12 protein-coding genes are annotated in these 15,945 nt (G+C 67.0%); 3 read left to right on the forward strand and 9 right to left on the reverse strand.

Annotated features, from left to right (window positions below; genetic code table 11):
• Positions 1-231: 231 nt before the first annotated feature.
• Positions 232-3,297 (reverse strand): TonB-dependent receptor domain-containing protein, encoded by a 3,066-nt coding sequence (locus E4L98_RS00175; RefSeq protein ID WP_135199544.1) that lies wholly within the window; start codon positions 3,295-3,297, stop codon positions 232-234.
• Positions 3,298-3,621: 324 nt separating this feature from the next.
• Here E4L98_RS00175 and E4L98_RS00180 point away from each other — a divergent pair, with 324 nt between their 5' ends.
• Together E4L98_RS00180 and E4L98_RS00185 are read left to right on the forward strand one after the other, a co-directional pair.
• Positions 3,622-8,457 carry a hybrid sensor histidine kinase/response regulator gene (locus E4L98_RS00180; RefSeq protein ID WP_167761234.1) on the forward strand — a complete coding sequence of 1,612 codons (4,836 nt, stop codon included), beginning with the start codon at positions 3,622-3,624 and terminating at the stop codon, positions 8,455-8,457.
• A gap of 94 nt (positions 8,458-8,551) precedes the next feature.
• Positions 8,552-8,800: an NHLP-related RiPP peptide gene (locus E4L98_RS00185; protein WP_135199546.1), complete on the forward strand. Its 249-nt coding sequence runs from the start codon at positions 8,552-8,554 to the stop codon at positions 8,798-8,800.
• On the opposite strand, the gene E4L98_RS00190 is transcribed toward E4L98_RS00185, so the two are convergent.
• The 7 genes from E4L98_RS00190 to E4L98_RS00220 form a co-directional block, all read right to left on the reverse strand.
• Positions 8,801-9,802 (reverse strand): alpha/beta fold hydrolase, encoded by a 1,002-nt coding sequence (locus E4L98_RS00190; protein WP_135199547.1) that lies wholly within the window; start codon positions 9,800-9,802, stop codon positions 8,801-8,803. It abuts the gene before it with no gap.
• Positions 9,795-10,634, reverse strand: a complete 840-nt coding sequence (bufB, locus tag E4L98_RS00195) for an MNIO family bufferin maturase (protein WP_135199548.1) — start codon at positions 10,632-10,634, stop codon at positions 9,795-9,797. The genes E4L98_RS00190 and bufB overlap by 8 nt, the downstream gene beginning before the upstream one ends.
• A 65-nt stretch (positions 10,635-10,699) precedes the next feature.
• Positions 10,700-10,981, reverse strand: a complete 282-nt coding sequence (gene bufA2 / locus E4L98_RS00200; protein ID WP_135199549.1) for a BufA2 family periplasmic bufferin-type metallophore — start codon at positions 10,979-10,981, stop codon at positions 10,700-10,702.
• A 30-nt stretch (positions 10,982-11,011) separates the two neighbouring features.
• Positions 11,012-11,749 carry an alpha/beta fold hydrolase gene (locus tag E4L98_RS00205; protein WP_135199550.1) on the reverse strand — a complete coding sequence of 246 codons (738 nt, stop codon included), beginning with the start codon at positions 11,747-11,749 and terminating at the stop codon, positions 11,012-11,014.
• Positions 11,746-12,234, reverse strand: a complete 489-nt coding sequence (locus E4L98_RS00210; RefSeq protein ID WP_135199551.1) for a DoxX family protein — start codon at positions 12,232-12,234, stop codon at positions 11,746-11,748. Before E4L98_RS00210 ends, E4L98_RS00205 begins: the two co-directional genes overlap by 4 nt.
• Positions 12,231-12,983: an HvfC/BufC N-terminal domain-containing protein gene (locus E4L98_RS00215; protein ID WP_205746634.1), complete on the reverse strand. Its 753-nt coding sequence runs from the start codon at positions 12,981-12,983 to the stop codon at positions 12,231-12,233. Before E4L98_RS00215 ends, E4L98_RS00210 begins: the two co-directional genes overlap by 4 nt.
• A gap of 8 nt (positions 12,984-12,991) precedes the next feature.
• Positions 12,992-13,279: a BufA1 family periplasmic bufferin-type metallophore gene (locus E4L98_RS00220; protein ID WP_135199552.1), complete on the reverse strand. Its 288-nt coding sequence runs from the start codon at positions 13,277-13,279 to the stop codon at positions 12,992-12,994.
• Positions 13,280-13,452: 173 nt separating this feature from the next.
• Between E4L98_RS00220 and E4L98_RS00225 the strand changes: the two genes are divergently transcribed.
• On the forward strand, positions 13,453-14,115 hold the full coding sequence (locus E4L98_RS00225) for a response regulator transcription factor (RefSeq protein WP_205746635.1): 663 nt from the start codon (positions 13,453-13,455) through the stop codon (positions 14,113-14,115).
• Here E4L98_RS00225 and E4L98_RS00230 read toward each other — a convergent pair.
• Positions 14,112-15,945: sensor histidine kinase (locus E4L98_RS00230; protein WP_229257155.1), on the reverse strand; the 1,834-nt coding region annotated here is incomplete at its 5' end. The genes E4L98_RS00225 and E4L98_RS00230 overlap by 4 nt on opposite strands.

A 15,945-nucleotide genomic window follows, 5' to 3' on the forward strand; every position in this document is an offset into this window, starting at 1 on the left:
CAGCGGCGTCGGCCTTGTCGTCTGGCGCAGCACGCCGGCCGGTGCCGCCCGCCGGCACCGCCGCGCCAGCCGCTACGGCCCCGTCGCCGAGTGACGCTGCCGTAGCGGTGTGAGCTGGCGCGGGAGTGGCGCTGCCTGCCTGATCGCCAGCGCGCGCCGTGGCGGTCCAGCCGCCGACCAGTCCGGCCCCCAGTGCCAGCGTCAGGCGCCGGCGTTGCGCATCGTGCCCGCTCACAGCTTGACGTTCAGGCTGACGAACAGGTTGCGGCCCAGCGGATCATAGGTCGCGGCGATGGTGTTGTTGGCCGGCAGCTGCGACGAGCCGACCACCGGCGGATCCTTGTCGAGCACATTGCGCACACCCGCCGTCAGGCTGATCTTTTTGGTGAAGTCGTAGCCGGCGGTCAGGTCCAGGTAGGTGTAGGCGCCGATCTTCGGATTGGTCAGCGACTCCAGCGCCGGCGGCGTGCCGCCCGAGGTGGCCGGCAACACATAGGTGTCCACCGTCACCTTGCCGATGAAGCGCGCGCGTGCCGACAACATCATCTTGCCGGTGTTCCAGGTCAGTCGCGCGGTCCCTTTCCAGTGCGGCACCGGCTGGCCGCAAGTCTGGCCAAAGCTGGCCACGCACTGGTTGGTGATGGCGGCCAGATCCTGGATCGGCGTAAAGGTCAATTCCTTCACATAGGTCCAGTTGGTACTGAGGTCCCAGCGGCTGTCCGCGCCCATCAGGCCCCAGGCGCTGCGCAAGCCGTAGTGGCCGGCCAGGTCGTAGCCGGAAGTCTTGATGCCGCCGATGTTGGCGTTGGTGGTCATCACGTAGTTCGGCGCGGCGATCTGGCCGGTGACCGGATCGCGGTTGACCGCCTTGCAGTACACGCTGTTGGCGTTCTGGATGGTGTTGTAGCACAGGTTCAGCACCGACTGGATACCGCCGCCGCCCAGGGTCGAGATGGCATCGTCCAGCGTGATGCGGTAGTAGTCCAGACTCAGCTGCAGGCCCGGCACGAACTTCGGTGCGAACACGGCGCCGAAGGTGGTGGTGTGCGAGGTTTCCGCCTTCAGGTTCGGATTGCCGCCGACGATCTGGGTCAGGAACTGGCTCGGCTGCACCGACGGATCGAACACAAGGTTGGCCGGCACGCCGGTCGCCACACAGACCGCGCGCACGGCGGCGGTCTGCTGGCCGATCGGCTGGCGCGCCGAGCACGGGTCGGTGGCGGTCGGGCCGTTGGTGCCCTGGCCGCCGAACAGTTCGCCGACGTTGGGCGCGCGGATCGATTTCTGCCGCTGCGCGCGGAAGGTCAGGCTGTCGATCGGGGTCCATTCGGTGCCGAGCGAGCTGGTCCACACTTTGCCGACCGATTCCACATCGTAGTCGGAGCGGCGGAAAGCGCCGCTGACGCTCCAGTTTTTGGCGAAGGGCTGGTCGGCCAGCACCGGCACCCGCACCTCACCGAAGATTTCCTTGACGGTCGACTCACCTTCGGTCGGCCGCGCCGCGTTCCAGCCGGAGACGTCGCCCGATGCCAGATAGGCATCCGGCGTGTACTTGCTATAGGCGTGGCGGTGTTCGGCGCCGGTCGAAAAATCGACCGGACCAGCCGGCAGTTCCAGCAGCTTGCCGGTCAGGTTGGCCGCCAGGCCCTGCTGCTCGGCGCGGATGGTGGAGTTGGACGAAATCCCGATCGCGCTGGCCGCCGCCGCGCTCAGATTCTGGCCGAACGGGTTGAACACCGGCGCCGCGCCGTTCTGCGACAGGATGGCATTCTGGAAGCGGCTGAGCGAGATCGATCCGCCCTGGAACTGCGTTTCGGTGGTGCGGCTGTTGGTGTAGTAGAGGTCGTACCTGAGGTCGGTCAGGTATTTTTCCGACAGGTCGTTCAGCTGGCCGCGCACGCCGAGCGCGACGCGAAAGGTCTGGTGATTGGTGGCGGCGGTACGCGTGCCCAGGTCGCTCAGGCGGCGATTCAGGTTCAGCACCGCCAGACCGTCACCCGGCGTGGTGCTCAGGGTCTGCGAACCCGTGGTAACGCGGGTGGTACCGCTTTCCTTCAGGTCAAGCTGACGCAGCACTTCCTGCATCTGCGGGCTCAGATACGGATTGTTGGTGTTGACCAGGAAGTTGCCGCCGGCGCTGCTGGGACCGATCTGCACATTGGCGTCATTGCTGCTGAAGTGGACTTCGGTGTAGCCGGTCGCGTGCTCGTTGAAATCGTAATGGGCAAAGGCGTTGGCCATCCAGCGCTGTTGCGGCGTGGTGATGTAGGACAGCGGACCGAGATCGTAGGCGTCGTCGGTGGTGTAGGGACGTACCACCTTGCCGGTGGTGTCGAAGATGGCACCCAGCGTGGTCATGCTGCCGAGGCCGGCCGCGCGCATGGCGGCATCCAGCGCCGGGTTGGAGCTGGACGAACCGACCACCGGCAGGTTGCCGATGCGGCCGTTGGGCACATTGGACGAGCCGCTGTACACCAGGCCCGGCTTGCCGCCGGCCGCCAGGCAGGTCTGGCCCGACGGCACCGCCAGCGGCGTGCCGGGCCGCGTGGCCGACCACGAGGCGGCGGTGACGCAGCCATCGCCCAGTGACGGCAGCGAATAGCCGCCCAGATCGCCGCGGGTCTGGCCCGCGCGGTCCTGGTAGTTGATCGAAATGACGGCGTTGCCCTTGCCGTTGTCGAAGTTGCCGCCCACGGTCAGATCGACGCTGCGGGTCGGCGTGTGGGTCGGCTGATCCCAGTTGCCCTGGGTGGTCAGCTCGACGCCTTCGAAGTTGTCGCGCAGGATGAAGTTCACCACACCCGAGATCGCATCGGAACCATACACCGCCGAGGAGCCGCCGGTCACCGTCTCGATGCGCTTGACCAGCGCGGTGGGGATGGTGTTGATGTCGGTGGTGAAGTCGGGGCCGGTGATGGCGAAGCGGCGGCCGTTGACCAGCACCAGGTTGCGTGTCGGTCCCAGGTTGCGCAGGTTCAGCGTCGAGGTGCCGGACGGCTGGCCGGCCTGCACCGTGTTGGCGGTCGGGCTGTTGAGCTGATTGGCGGTGAATTGCGGCGTGTCGTTGAGCAGATTCTCGAGGTTCTGGGTGCCGGACACCTTGAGTTCGGTGGCATCGACCACCGTGACCGGGGTGGGCGCCAGGAAGCCGCGGTTGACCAGCCGCGAGCCGGTGATGGTGACGGTGACGTCGTCGGGCTTGCCGCCGTCGGGGACTTGCTGGGCGATCGCGCTGCCGGCGATGGCGGTGGCGATCAGGACTGCGAGGTGTTTCAGGCGTGGTGGTTGGGCGTACATCGTGGACTCCCCTATTCAGATTGTTATAGGCCGTCAGGTCCGCTGCGGCTGAGCCGATGGTGGTAGCTTCCTATCGGGGAGTCAATCGGGCAACGCTCAAGCAATTGACTAAAACTTATTTAGTCACAAAGTTGATTGGCGGCGGGAGAAGAAACTTGATTTCCCTGGCAAGTTTGCTTGACAAGCTTGTCGGAACAACCATTAAAAATGCAGGATCTGAAACTAATTCCGTGGACAGGCGGCCGAGTATTCCGTATTCTTTCGAGCAATACTAATTCCTTGCCGGTGTGGGGTGGTTGTCCGTCTCTCATCGCCCCTCGCATCGTGTCCGATTTGTTCCGCCTGCGCCGCATCGCCGTCGCCGCCAGCCTGTGTGTCGCCGCCGTGTCCGCCACGGCCGCGCCCGACCCGTGGCAGGCGCTGGCGCCCACCGTGTTCGAGCACGTGCGCCCGGAACAGGGCTTGCCGCACCCGGTGGTGATGACCGTGACCCAGGACGCCGACGGCTACATGTGGTTCGGCACCCAGCGCGGCCTGGCGCGCTGGGATGGTTACCGGATGCGCAATTTCTTCTTCAGCGCCACCGATCCGACTTCGCTGCCGGGGGACTTCGTGCAGACGCTGCACACGGACCAGCAGGGCCGCCTGTGGGTCGGCACCTCGACCGATGGCTTGGCCATGTACGACAAACGCAGGGAACGTTTCGTCCGTTACGGCGTCGGTCCCGGTGGCCTGTCCAGTCTGGCCGTCAGCGCCCTGGCCAGTGATGCACATGGGCTTTGGGTGGGTACTGCCGCCGGGCTCGATTACGTTGAAACCAGCGGCAAGGTTGTGCATTATCCGGCAGCGGGCGGCCCCGCCGCGAATATGGTCCGCGCACTGTGGCGCGACAGCCGCGGTGACTTGTGGATAGGCACCGCAGCCGGCCTGTTGCGTCGTGACGCCGCCACCGGCCAGATCGCGGCCGTGCCCGGTGTGCAGGACATGGTGCTGTCGCTGAACGGTACTGCCGGCAAACCGCTGGTGTTCGGCACCTTGCGCTCCGGGGTGGGCGTGGTGGACATCGCTGCCGATGGCCGGCCGTCGGCCCGGCTGCTGGTGCTGGACGGCGTCAAGGATGCCGGCAGTGCCATGTGCCTGTCGCTGAGCGAAATCCGGCCCGGCCTCTGGTGGGCGGCGACCTACGGCGGCGGCATCATCGAATTTGATCTGGAAGGTCACAGCCGGCGTATTACCCATCGCCTGGGCGTGGCCTCCAGCCTGGAACATGATCGGGTGGCCGCCTTGTGGCGTGACCGCAGCGGTCTGATCTGGGCTCCCAATGAGCGCGGGGTGGACGTTCACAATCCAGGCAACCATACGGTCGATACGGTGATGGATGGGGTCGGTCTGCCGGAAGTCTCGGTGTCGGCTTTCATGACGGACAGCGGCGGACGCTTGTGGGTGGGCATGGGCGAGTCCGGCATCGATCTGATTGACGCCGACGGTCGACGCAGTCCCGGCTTGCGTGCCGATGCGCAGCATCCAGAGACGGCACTGCCCAACCGCCTGATTTTTTCCATGACTGAAGCCGAACCCCAGGAAGCCTGGATCGGTACTGCGCTGGGCCTGTACCACACCAGCAATCAGGGACGCACGGTGCGGCGGGTGGTGTTGCCGGTGCCGCCGGCGTTGGCCCTGCCGCGCGTGGGGGCGATGCTCAAGCTGGACGAGGTGCTCTGGCTCGGTCTGCCGAATGGCTTGATGCGTTACGACCCGCGCGCGAATACCGCGCAGCTGTACGGCGCCGGCAAACCCGAGAGCGGCGGCTTGAGCGACAGCCGCATCTCGCACATGGTGGCCGATGCCGACGGTAAATTGTGGATAGGCACGCGCAATGGTCTGAACCATTTTGACCCGACCACCGGCAAGGCGCAGCAGATTATGGTGGCGCCCGGCTTGTCGTCAGCCTTGCCGACCGGCTTGATCAACGTACTGGCCTTTGACCGTCATGGCCGCCTGTGGGTGGGCACGAACGGTGGCGGCATCGGTGTACTGACCAGCACCAGCGCGGATGGCACGCCACGCTTTCGCCGCGTCGGCGCGGCCCAAGGATTGCCGAGCGACATCGTGACCGGGCTGCAGGCCGATCTGTCCGGCCGCATGTGGGTCTCCACTATCGAGGGCCTGGCCGTGATCGACGTCGACAAGTTGTCGGTGCAACTGGTGGGACGGCCGCAGGGCCTGGTCTTCCAGCCCTATTTTTCCGGTGCGGTGGGACGCGCCAGGCGTGGTGAAGTGGTATTCGGCACTTCGGGCGGATTTGCCGTGGTCCACCCGGAACAGCTGCCGGAATGGCATTACCAGCCGGCGCTAGCGATCACCTCGGTCATGCTCGACGGCCAGGGTGTGCCGGTGGCGCCGTTGCTGGAGTCAGACAGCAGGGGGCTGGTGGTGCCCCCGGGTACCCGCAATCTGGAAATCGAAGCGGCGGCGCTCGACTATTCAGCCAGTTCGCGCAACCGCTATGCCTTCTGGCTCGAGGGCTATGACCGGGGCTGGACCGAAAGCGACAGCGCACGCCGGGTGGCATCGTACGGCAATCTGGCGCCCGGCCATTATCGTTTGCACCTGCGCGGCAGCAACCGCGATGGCGTCTGGAGTCCGCATGAGCTGGCACTGGAAATCAACGTGCTGCCGGCCTGGTATCAGACCTGGTGGGCGCGCCTGGGCGGGGCTCTGGTCTTGCTGGCGATCGCGGGCGGCGGCTACCGCTGGCGGGTGCAACGCCTGCAGCAACTGGTGTATTCGCGCACCATGCACCTGGAAAAGGTCAACGCCATCGTCAAGTCGATCAATGAACAGCTCGATTTCGATGCGGTGTTACACACCATTCTGCTGGAATCGAGTGCGATCGAGGGCCTGGATGCGGCGTATGCCATGATCGTCGATCAGCGGGAAACTGCCATGTGCGTGCGCGCCAGCTGGCAGCGTGGCACGACAACGCGGACACGGACGCCGATGACCGTAGACGAGGCCGAGTCGCGCCTGACCGTGCGGGCGGTGGCGCCGGATATTTTTCTGAGCAATCTGGCCGGGGAAGTGCTGGCGGTACGGATCTGCATCAACGGCGCGGTGCAGGGTTACCTGGTGTTCGAACACGGCCAGCGCTTCAGCAGCGGCGACATCGAGCTGTTCAAGGCGCTGAAAGAACCCCTGGTGTCCGCCTTCCAGAAGGGCAATGCGATCCAGGCTATCCAGCAGGCGCGCGCCGATGCCGAAGCGTCGACCCGCGCCAAGAGCGAATTCCTGGCCAACATCAGCCATGAAATCCGCACGCCGATGAATGCGATTCTGGGCTTTGCCGGGCTGGGCAGCAATCTGGCGCCCGAAGGGCAGACCCATGACTATTTCCGCAAGATCGGCCGCGCCGGCCAGAACCTGCTGGGCATCATCGACGACGTGCTGGATTTCTCCAAGATCGAGGCCGGCAAGCTGGAGCTGGAGGCGGTGCCGTTCGCGCTGGCCGATACGCTGGAGCAGATCGGTGACCTGTTCTCGTGGCAGGCCGCCGACAAGGGGCTGGAATGGCTGGTCTGGGCCGCGCCGGAGGTGCCGCAACAGCTGGTCGGCGATCCGCTGCGTCTGAGCCAGGTATTGGTCAACCTGGTCGGCAATGCGCTGAAATTCACCGCGCGCGGCCACATCGTGCTGCGCGTGGAACTGGATGAAGAAATCGGCGCGCAGCAGGTGCGGCTGCACTTCACGGTGGAAGACACCGGGGTCGGCATCAGCGAAGACCAGCAAGCACGTCTGTTCCGCGCGTTTTCACAGGCCGACGCCAGCACCACACGCGTATATGGTGGTACGGGACTGGGCCTGGCGATTTCGCAGCAACTGGTGCAGGCCATGGGCGGCGTGATCGAAATCGACAGCTTGCTGGGCCAGGGCAGCCGCTTCCACTTCAGCGTCATGCTGGGCCGGCAGCTGCAGGCCCAGCCGGCACCGTGGCCGGTTCCGGATGACGCTCGCGGCAAGCGGGTGCTGGTGGCCGATGCCAGCGTGCCGGCGCGCGTCATGCTGGAGCGTTTACTGCGCGGTTATGGTTTCCAGGTACAGGCGGTGGCATCCACCGATGCGGCCCAGCAGGTACTGCGCGACGGCGGCGTCGATGTGGTGCTGATCGACGCGCGGCTGGCGGCGCTGGCGCCGTCGGGACTGTTGCCACCAGTGGTGCTGATGGCGGCCGAGCTGGCGCGGGCCACCCTGCCGACGGACGCGGCGGTGCTGGCCAAGCCGGTGGCGGCCGAATCGTTGCTGGCGGCGGTACTGGCGGCGCTGGGTTATCAGGCGCCGGCGCCGCAGCCGGTGTCGTCGCCGGTAGCCCATGCGGTGGCGGCGCAGGGCTTGCAGGGCTTGCATGTGCTGGTGGTGGACGATAACGGCATCAACCGTCAGGTCGCCCATGAAATTCTGCAAAGCGCCGGCGTGCGGGTAGATCTCGCCGCCAGCGGCGTCGAAGCCTTGCGCATGGTGGAGCAGGGGCGCTACGACGTGGTGCTGATGGACATCCAGATGCCCGAGATGGATGGCTACGAAGCGACCGCGCGCATCCGCCAGTTGCCTGGCGGCGCCGACCTGCCGGTAGTGGCCATGACCGCGCACGCCGTAGCCGGCTTCCGTGAGCTCAGCCTGGGACGCGGCATGAATGATTACGTCACCAAGCCGATCGAGCCCAAGCGGCTGTTTGCCGCGCTGGCGCGCTGGACGCAGCGCGCAGTACTGGAAGAGATGGCGCGTAGCGCCCCGCCGGCACTGCCGGCGGTCGATGGCATCGATACCTGGGCAGTGCTGGAGCGCCTGGGCGGAAATCTTCAGGTGCTGGCGACGCTGATGCTGCAGTTCGCCGACGACTTCGCGTCCGCACGCCTGACCGTGGCGGAGTTGGTGCGGGCTGGCGATTTCCAGCGGGCGGGACTCGAACTGCACCGGGTGCGCGGCGCAGCCGGCAACCTGTCCATGCCGGAATTGCATCGCGCTGCCGGTGAACTGGAAATGTTGCTGGGAGAAGGCAGTCGATCGCCGCAGGCTGCGCTGGATCAGTTCGCGGCGGCGCTGGCGGTGGCACTGGCCGGTGCGCGCGCTGTCGCGCAACACGCGGATGTCACACTGGCGTCATAAAAAATTGCATGTAGACACTAAAGTTGCTTGCAAAACACAATGAGTTTGCCGTAGGATAAGTGCTGCTGTCCCCACTTCTTTTTGAAAGGTTTGCATGCATACTCCTACCGAACTCAGCACCGTACTCGACAAATTGGCCAGCGACGACGCCTTCCGCGAGCAACTGCTGGGCGACCCAGTAACCGCTCTGGCCGGTCTGGGCATCAACATCGATCCGGCCCACGTGCCGGCAGCACGCAGCCTGCCATCCAAGGATCTGATCGCTGGTGACCAAGCCGCTATCCAGAGCAAACTGGAAAGCAGCTCCGGCATGATTCTGTTCCTGCTGTCGGGCCAGGCTTAATCAAGTCCGCCATTTGCCGTTGCGCGCCAGTTCGGCCAGCGCATCGGCAAACACCCGCGGCGCTTCCTGCGGCGGGTTGTGGCCGACGCCGGGCACCTGGATGTGCCGGCGTGGGCCGCTGAAGCGGGCCGCAGTGGCGCTGCCGTCCGTGGCCTGTATCACGCCGTCGGCCAGGCCATCCATGGTGATGGCCGGCGCCGCGATCGCTGGCTGTGCGGCCAGCTTCCGTTCTAGCTCCGCATACTCCGGGTAACCGTCGGCATGGCCCAGGCGGTGGCGGTAGGAATGCAGCACCACTTCCACATAATCCGGATTGTCGAACGCCTGCGCCGAGCGGCTGAAGGTGGCGTCGTCAAATTGCCACGTCGGCGAATTGGCATGCCACATCAGCTTGGCGATGTCCCTGCGGTTGGCGCTCAGGCCGGCGCGCCCGCGCTCGGTCAGGAAGTAGAACTGGTACCAGAAGCCCGCTTCCACCCTGGCCGGCGCCGGCAGGCCGGCCTGGCCGATGTCCTGGATCAGGTAGCTGTTCACCGACAGCAGGCCGACGCAGCGGCTGGGCTTGAGCACCGCCGCCACGCAGGCGGCGCGGCCGCCCCAGTCGTAACCGGCCAGCACCGCTTCCGGGATGTGCAGCGCATCCATCAAATCGATCACGTCCTGGCCCAGCGCGGCCTGCTGGCCGGCGCGCGGCGTGGCGGCATCCAGGAAACGTGTGCTGCCATGGCCGCGCAGGTGCGGCACGATCACGCGGTAGCCTTGCGCCGCCAGCAGCGGCGCCACCTCCGCGTAGCTGTGTATGTCGTAGGGGAAGCCGTGCAGCAGGATGATGGGATGGCCGTCTTCCGGCCCGGATTCGTGGTAGCCGACATCCAGCACGCCGGCCTCGACCTGGCGGGTGTCCATCAACGTTAGCTTGGTGGTGACGGCGGCGGAACTCAACGCGGGCAGGGACAGGGCGGCGGCGGACAGCAGAAAATCGCGGCGGTTCAGCTCAGACATAAGATTCCTCGGGCAGGTGGGCGCGCGGCCGCGCCAGGCGGCGCGCGATATCGAGTTCGCGTAGCAGTTCGGCCAGCGGCGGGATGTCGGCGTCGCGCTCGATCATGCTCGCCACCGGTCCGGTCTTGGTCATCACGTGCGCGTACAGCGCCCACACGGCCGGGCCGACCGCGCGGTCGTGGGTGTCGATCAGCAAATCGTCGCCCGGCGTGTGGCCGGCCAGGTGGATCTGACGCACCCGCTCGTACGGGATGCCGCGCAGGTAGTCTTCCACCGCGTAGCCGTGGTTGGTGGCGCTGACGTAGATGTTGTTCACGTCCAGCAGCAGCTCGCAGCCGGTGCGCCGGCACATGGCGCTGAGGAATTCCCATTCGCTCATGTCGGCCTGCTCGAAGCTCAGGTAGCTGGACGGGTTTTCGAACAGCATCACCCGTCCCAGCGTTTCCTGGGCGCGGTCGATGTTGTCGCACACCACGCCCAGCGCCTCGTCGGTGTAGGGCAGCGGCAGCAGGTCGTGCGAGTTGAACTGGCCGAAGCGCGACCAGCTCAGGTGGTCGGAGACGAACAGCGGCTCGATCTCGTCGGCCAGCGCGCGCAGGCGCCGCAGGTAATCGTCGCGCACGCCGTCGGCCGAGCCGACCGACAGGGATACGCCGTGCAGCGCCACCGGGTGGCGCGCGCGGATCTGGCGCAGGATGTGGCGCGGCTGGCCGCCGTCCACCATGAAATTCTCGGAGATCACCTCGACGAAATCGACCGGCACCGGCTGGTGCAGGAAATCGTGGTAGTGCTCCTTGCGCAGGCCGAGGCCGAAACCGGAAAAGGGTGTCATGAGCGGAAAGGCGGAAGGGAAGAACCGCCCGGCGTCCGCAGCCGGATGCCGGGCGGGGGTGAGGTTTACTTTTTCTTCGGTTCGGTCAGGGTGCCGCCGGCGGCCAGGCATTCGCTCTTGGTCTTGACCAGCACGCCTTCACCCTTGCAGCTGTTGAGACCCTTGCAATCGTTCTTGGCGGTGGCGCACAGGCTGGTGCCCTTGCAGGTGTTGATGCCGTAGCAGCGGCCCTTGGCATCGTCGGCCGGCTTGTCGGCGGCGCTGGCCTGGGTGGCGCCGCCGAGGGCGGTCAGGGCCACCAGCATGGAGGCGGCGGCGCGGACGGAACGGGAAGTGGTGTGGCTCATGGAGTTCTCCTTGGTTGTGCTACGAAAAAATCAGCGGCCGTTGGCGGCATCGTCGATGACTTTGGCGATCTGGTCGGGCTGCGAGATATAGGCCAGGTGGCTGCCCTTGACTTCGGTGACCTTGGCGCCGGCGCGCTGGTACATCCAGCGTTGCAGGTCCGGGCTCAGCGCGCGGTCTTCGGTCGACAGCACGGCGTAGCTCGGCTTCTTGTGCCAGGCCGCGGCCCAGATCTGGGTGCTGAAGGTGGCCACCGTGGCCGGCACCTGCGAGATCGCCATGTAGTTGGTGCGGTTGACCGGCAGATCGGCGGCGACGTCGTCGTGGAAGCGCGCCGGATCGACGAACAAATGGCCATCCTGGGTCGGCCGCACGCTGTTGCTGGGCGCCGGCATGGAGCCGAGCAGCTGCGCCAGGCTTTCGCCGACGTCGGGCAGCAGTGCCGAGACATACACCAGCGCCTTCACCTTGTCGCGCTCGCCGGCGGCCGAGATCACCGCGCCGCCCGAGCTGTGGCCGACCAGGATCACCGGGCCGATCTGCTGGTCGAGGATTGCGCGGGTGGCGGCGACGTCGTCGTCCAGGCTGGTGTGCGGCTGGGCCGCCACGGTGACCTTGTAGCCTTTCGGCGTGAGGATGTCGTGGATCACGCGCCAGCCGGAGCCGTCGACGAAGGAACCGCTGACGATGACGATGTTCTTCACCGGTTCGGCCTGCGCGGATAACACCGTCATGGCGGCAGCGATGGCCATCAGGCGTAATGTGTTCATGCTTGCTCCTTATGGTAGCGGCGCCACAGCAGATGGTCGAGCGACCAGTCGCCGGCGCCGCGGGCGATCAGCGGCAGCAGCAGGCCGGCCCAGCTCAGGTGGGTCGGCCAGGCGTCCGGATAGACGAAGATTTCGATCACGGCGGTCATGATGAACATGCCGGCCGCGGCCGGCCGCGTGGCCAGGCCGAACGCCAGCAGGATCGGCAAGACGTTTTCCGCCGTGGCCGACAACTGCGCCGCCAGCTCGGGCGGCAGCAGCGGCAGCGCGTATTCACTGCGGAACAGCTCGTAGGTGGAGGGCTTGATGGTCAGCAGCCCTTCGACCTTGGTGCGGCCGGACTGGAAGAACACCGCGCCGATGCCGAGGCGGGCCACCAGCAGCAGCAGCGGTTCCGGCAGCGCGCGGCGCAGGCCGGCGCCGAGCCGGGCCAGTTTGCCGGCCGGGCCGGGAGCGGCGGTGGCGTGGAGCGTGTGGGTATTCATGGCGTATCTATCCCTGTAATGAGTTCGGCGCCCAGCCAGTGCGCCAGCAGCGCGCCGGCCTGGGCGATGCCGGCTTCCTCGCCGAGGCAGTCGGCCAGCCAGTCGCACAGCGCAGCAAAGCTGCCGTCGTCGCGCAGCTGGCACAGCGCGGCATATTCCAGCGCCTCGGTCTGGCGCAGCACGGCGCTGTGGCCGCGGCGCCAGACCACCAGTCCGCCCGGTTCGGCCAGCATTTCACCGTCCGGCGGCGGCCGCTGTTCCCACAGCGCGCTCCAGATGGCCTCGGCGTTGGTGGTGGCCGCCAGCAGCTGCAGCGATGGCGTCAGGCGCAGCACGGCGCGATCCCAGTCGGCCGCGGCCAGCTGCTCCGCCGTGAGCGGCGCCGCGTCGGCCGCCACGAAGGCGGTGTTCAGCGCATGCTCGATCCAGGCCAGCTCGCGCAGGTCGGGATGGTGCGGGTAGGCTTGCGCCAGCGTGGCGTGGAAGCCGTCGGCATAGGCGTCCAGCGTCCAGGCGTGCGGCGGGCAGGCGTCGATGTGGCGTACCGCCGCGCCGAGGAAGGCGTCCTCGCCCATCCAGCCGCGCAGCAGCGGGAAGGAATGTTCGAGGCAGCCGACCAGCTGGCTGCGGTAATTGTTCTGGTAGACCGCCAGCCGCGCCGCCGGCCCCAGGCGCTGTGCCAGGCGGTCCGACGGCTGCCGCAGCCAGTCGCAGAAGTCCTGCTGCCAAAAGGCCAGGGCCAGGTTCATGTCCCGGCTTAGCGTGCGGTCAGCGAGCCGTAGCCTTTCGGGGTCTTGATCTTGGTGCAAGTGCCCTTGTCGACCAGCACCCAGGCGTTGCCCTGGTAGTCGGTCTTGGCGGTGCCGGCGCAGGTGGTGCCGGCGCCGGCGGCGCAATCGTTCTGGCCGGCCTTGGCGACGCCAAAGCATTTTTCGGTGGCTTTCTTCTGCTCCGGCTTGGGTGCATCGGCGGCCTGGGCGCTGCCGGACAGGGCGGCGATGGACAGGGCCAGGGTGGCGGCCAGGGTGGCGTTGGTGCGCTTCATGATGGACTCCTCGTTAAAGAATGTGAAGAAAAGATAGCGAGGGCAGTGTAGAAGATGCAAGGAACGGCCGAATCATCAGATATCGATAGCGTCCGATCGTCCGATGGAGTTAGAGGGGTTAAACGTTTTTTATGGCAAAGTAGAGGTTTTCCCGCTTTGCCCCGAGGTAGATCATGAGCGCAACCCCGATTTCCATCCTGATGGTGGACGACCATCCTATCTTTCTGGAGGGCGTAGCCAGCGCGCTGGAAGCCATGGCCGACGTGCAGGTGGTCGGCCAGGCCGGCACCGGTGCCGAGGCGATCGCGCAGCACCGCCGCCTGCGGCCCGACGTCACCTTGATGGACCTGCGCCTGCCCGACATGAGCGGCAGCGAGGCGATCGCCGCAATCCGCAAGGATGCGCCCGCCGCGCGCGTGATCGTGCTGACCACCTATGAAGGCGACGCCTATGCGGCGCAGGCGATCCGCGCCGGCGCGGTCGGCTACATGCTGAAAAGCGCGGTGCGCCATGAATTGCAGGACACCATCCGCAGCGTGCATGCGGGCCGGCGCCGCATCCTGCCGTCGGTGGCCTGCGCGCTGGCCGAGCAGATGCATACCGAGTCGCTGAGCCCGCGCGAGGTGGAGGTGCTGCGCCTGGCCGCGGTCGGCAACACCAACCAGAAGATCGGCGACCATCTGGGCCTGTCCGAAGGCACCATCAAGACCCACATGAAAAACGTGCTGGCCAAGATGCAGGCCAAGGACCGCACCCACGCGGTACTGCTGGGCATCCAGCGCGGCATCATCAGCATGAGCACCGACGGCCGTTTGCCGCCGGGCTTGCGGCTCTAAGCCCGGCTGTTTAGCCGGTCCAGCCAGGCCCGCAGCCGGCGCCGCCAGGAGGGCCGGCTGTCGCGGTCGTAGGCGCGCGCGGCCGGGATGCGCATCCACACTTCCAGCCCGCGCACCGGGGCCGCCTTCAGTTGCAGGCAGCCGTTCAGCGCGGCGGCGCGTTCGCGCATGCCGACCACGCCCCAATGGCCCGCGCGGCTGCCGTCGTGCAGGGCCTCGTCGGCGATGCCCTTGCCGTTGTCGCGCACGGTCAGCGAGAATTCCTGCACGCCATAACCAAGCTCCATCACGATGCGGCTGGCGCTGGCATGCCGGCAGGCGTTGAGCAGCGCTTCGGCGCCGACGTGGTACACCTCTTCCCAAGCCAGCGGATCGAGGCGGCGGCGCGCGCCGCGCACATTCAGCACGATGGTGATCTTGTGCTCGGCCTGCATGCGCTCGACCAGGCGCGTGAACGCCAGCGCGATGTCGCCGCCGTACACGCTGGCCAGGCGCAGGCCCATCACGGCGTTGCGGCCTTCGACGATCACACCGTCGGCGTCGCTGAGCAGGGCATGCAATTTCTGCTGCGCCGGGCTGTCGGGCGGCAGGTGGCGGCCGATGGCGCCGAAGCGCAGCACCAGCGCCTGCACGCTCTGCAGCAGGCTGTCATGCAGCGCGCGGGCAATGCGTTCGCGCTCCAGCAGGCGCGCGCCCAGCACCGCGTTCATGCGCCGCACCAGCTGGCGCATGCGCATCAGGTACAGGCCATAGCCGGCGCCCAGCACGGCGATGCCGCACAGCAGGTAGAACCAGACGGTCTGGGTGAACGCGGGTGCGATGGCGAACGTCAGGCTGACGCCGGTCTCGTTCCACACGCCGTCCGGATTGGCGGCCTTGAGACGGAAGCGGTACTGGCCCGGACTCAGGTTGGCGTAGCTGACCAAGCGGCGCAGGCCGGCGCGCTGCCAGTCGCGGTCCACGCCTTCCAGCTGATACAGCACCTGCATCTTTTCCGGCATGGTCAGGCTCAACGCGGCGAACTGGATATCGATGCGTTCGGGCCGTTGCGGCAGCTGTAATACGCCGTCGGCCGGCACGTACAGCCGCTCGCCGGTGCCCAGGCTGGTGATCTGCAGCGTCGGCGGCAGCGGGTTGCGGTACATGTGCATGGTGTCGAGCACGCCGATGCCGTCGGTGCCGGCAAACCAGATCTTGCCGGCCTGGTCCAGCGTGCCGTTGGGCACGGTGGCGAACAGCACCGGCGTGCCCGGATAGCCGTCGGCCGCGTCCAGCAGGCGCAGGCGCAACGGTCGGCGCGGGTCGCGCATGCTGGCCTGCCAGTCGGCCTGCGTGACGTGTGCCAGGCCCAGGCCGGTGTTCAGCCAGCGGTCGCCGTTGGGCAGGATCACCAGGCCGGCCAGATTGTTCAGCGCTTCCGGCTCGCTGGCGTGCAGGCGCTGAAGCTTGCCGTTCTTGAGCACCGCGCTGCCTTCGCCGCCCGAGACCACGATGTCCTGCTGGGTGTCGATGAAGCGGATCGCGCCCAGCACGCCGCCGTCGGCCAGCGCATACGTCAGCAGTTGGCCATCGCGGTAGCGCAGCACGTCGCCGTTGCGGTAGCCGAACCACATGGCGCCGTCCGGCGCGGCGGCGAAGTAGCGGTCGGCGCGCGGGATGCCCAGGCGTTCGGCATTGCTCCATTTGCCGCCGCTGTAGCGGAACAGGCCGCAGGCGCGGATCGCGGCCCAGGTGCTGTCGCGGTCCTCGGCCAGGCGGTTGACGTCGGCCGCGCCGGCGCTGGGGCAGTCGGGCGGCAGCGGCAGCAGGTCGACGCGCCCATCGTGGCGG

Origin of the sequence: Duganella callida, assembly GCF_004614165.1 — a bacterium.
Taxonomy (GTDB): domain Bacteria; phylum Pseudomonadota; class Gammaproteobacteria; order Burkholderiales; family Burkholderiaceae_D; genus Rugamonas; species Rugamonas callida.

Excerpts from the sequence above, each read along its gene's own strand:
- E4L98_RS00175 (WP_135199544.1), bottom strand. The coding sequence starts at position 3,297 with ATGTACGCCCAACCACCACGCCTGAAACACCTCGCAGTCCTGATCGCC.
- E4L98_RS00185 (WP_135199546.1), top strand. The coding sequence starts at position 8,552 with ATGCATACTCCTACCGAACTCAGCACCGTACTCGACAAATTGGCCAGC.
- E4L98_RS00190 (WP_135199547.1), bottom strand. The coding sequence starts at position 9,802 with ATGTCTGAGCTGAACCGCCGCGATTTTCTGCTGTCCGCCGCCGCCCTG.
- bufB (WP_135199548.1), bottom strand. The coding sequence starts at position 10,634 with ATGACACCCTTTTCCGGTTTCGGCCTCGGCCTGCGCAAGGAGCACTAC.
- bufA2 (WP_135199549.1), bottom strand. The coding sequence starts at position 10,981 with ATGAGCCACACCACTTCCCGTTCCGTCCGCGCCGCCGCCTCCATGCTG.
- E4L98_RS00205 (WP_135199550.1), bottom strand. The coding sequence starts at position 11,749 with ATGAACACATTACGCCTGATGGCCATCGCTGCCGCCATGACGGTGTTA.
- E4L98_RS00210 (WP_135199551.1), bottom strand. The coding sequence starts at position 12,234 with ATGAATACCCACACGCTCCACGCCACCGCCGCTCCCGGCCCGGCCGGC.
- E4L98_RS00215 (WP_205746634.1), bottom strand. The coding sequence starts at position 12,983 with ATGAACCTGGCCCTGGCCTTTTGGCAGCAGGACTTCTGCGACTGGCTG.
- E4L98_RS00220 (WP_135199552.1), bottom strand. The coding sequence starts at position 13,279 with ATGAAGCGCACCAACGCCACCCTGGCCGCCACCCTGGCCCTGTCCATC.
- E4L98_RS00225 (WP_205746635.1), top strand. The coding sequence starts at position 13,453 with ATGAGCGCAACCCCGATTTCCATCCTGATGGTGGACGACCATCCTATC.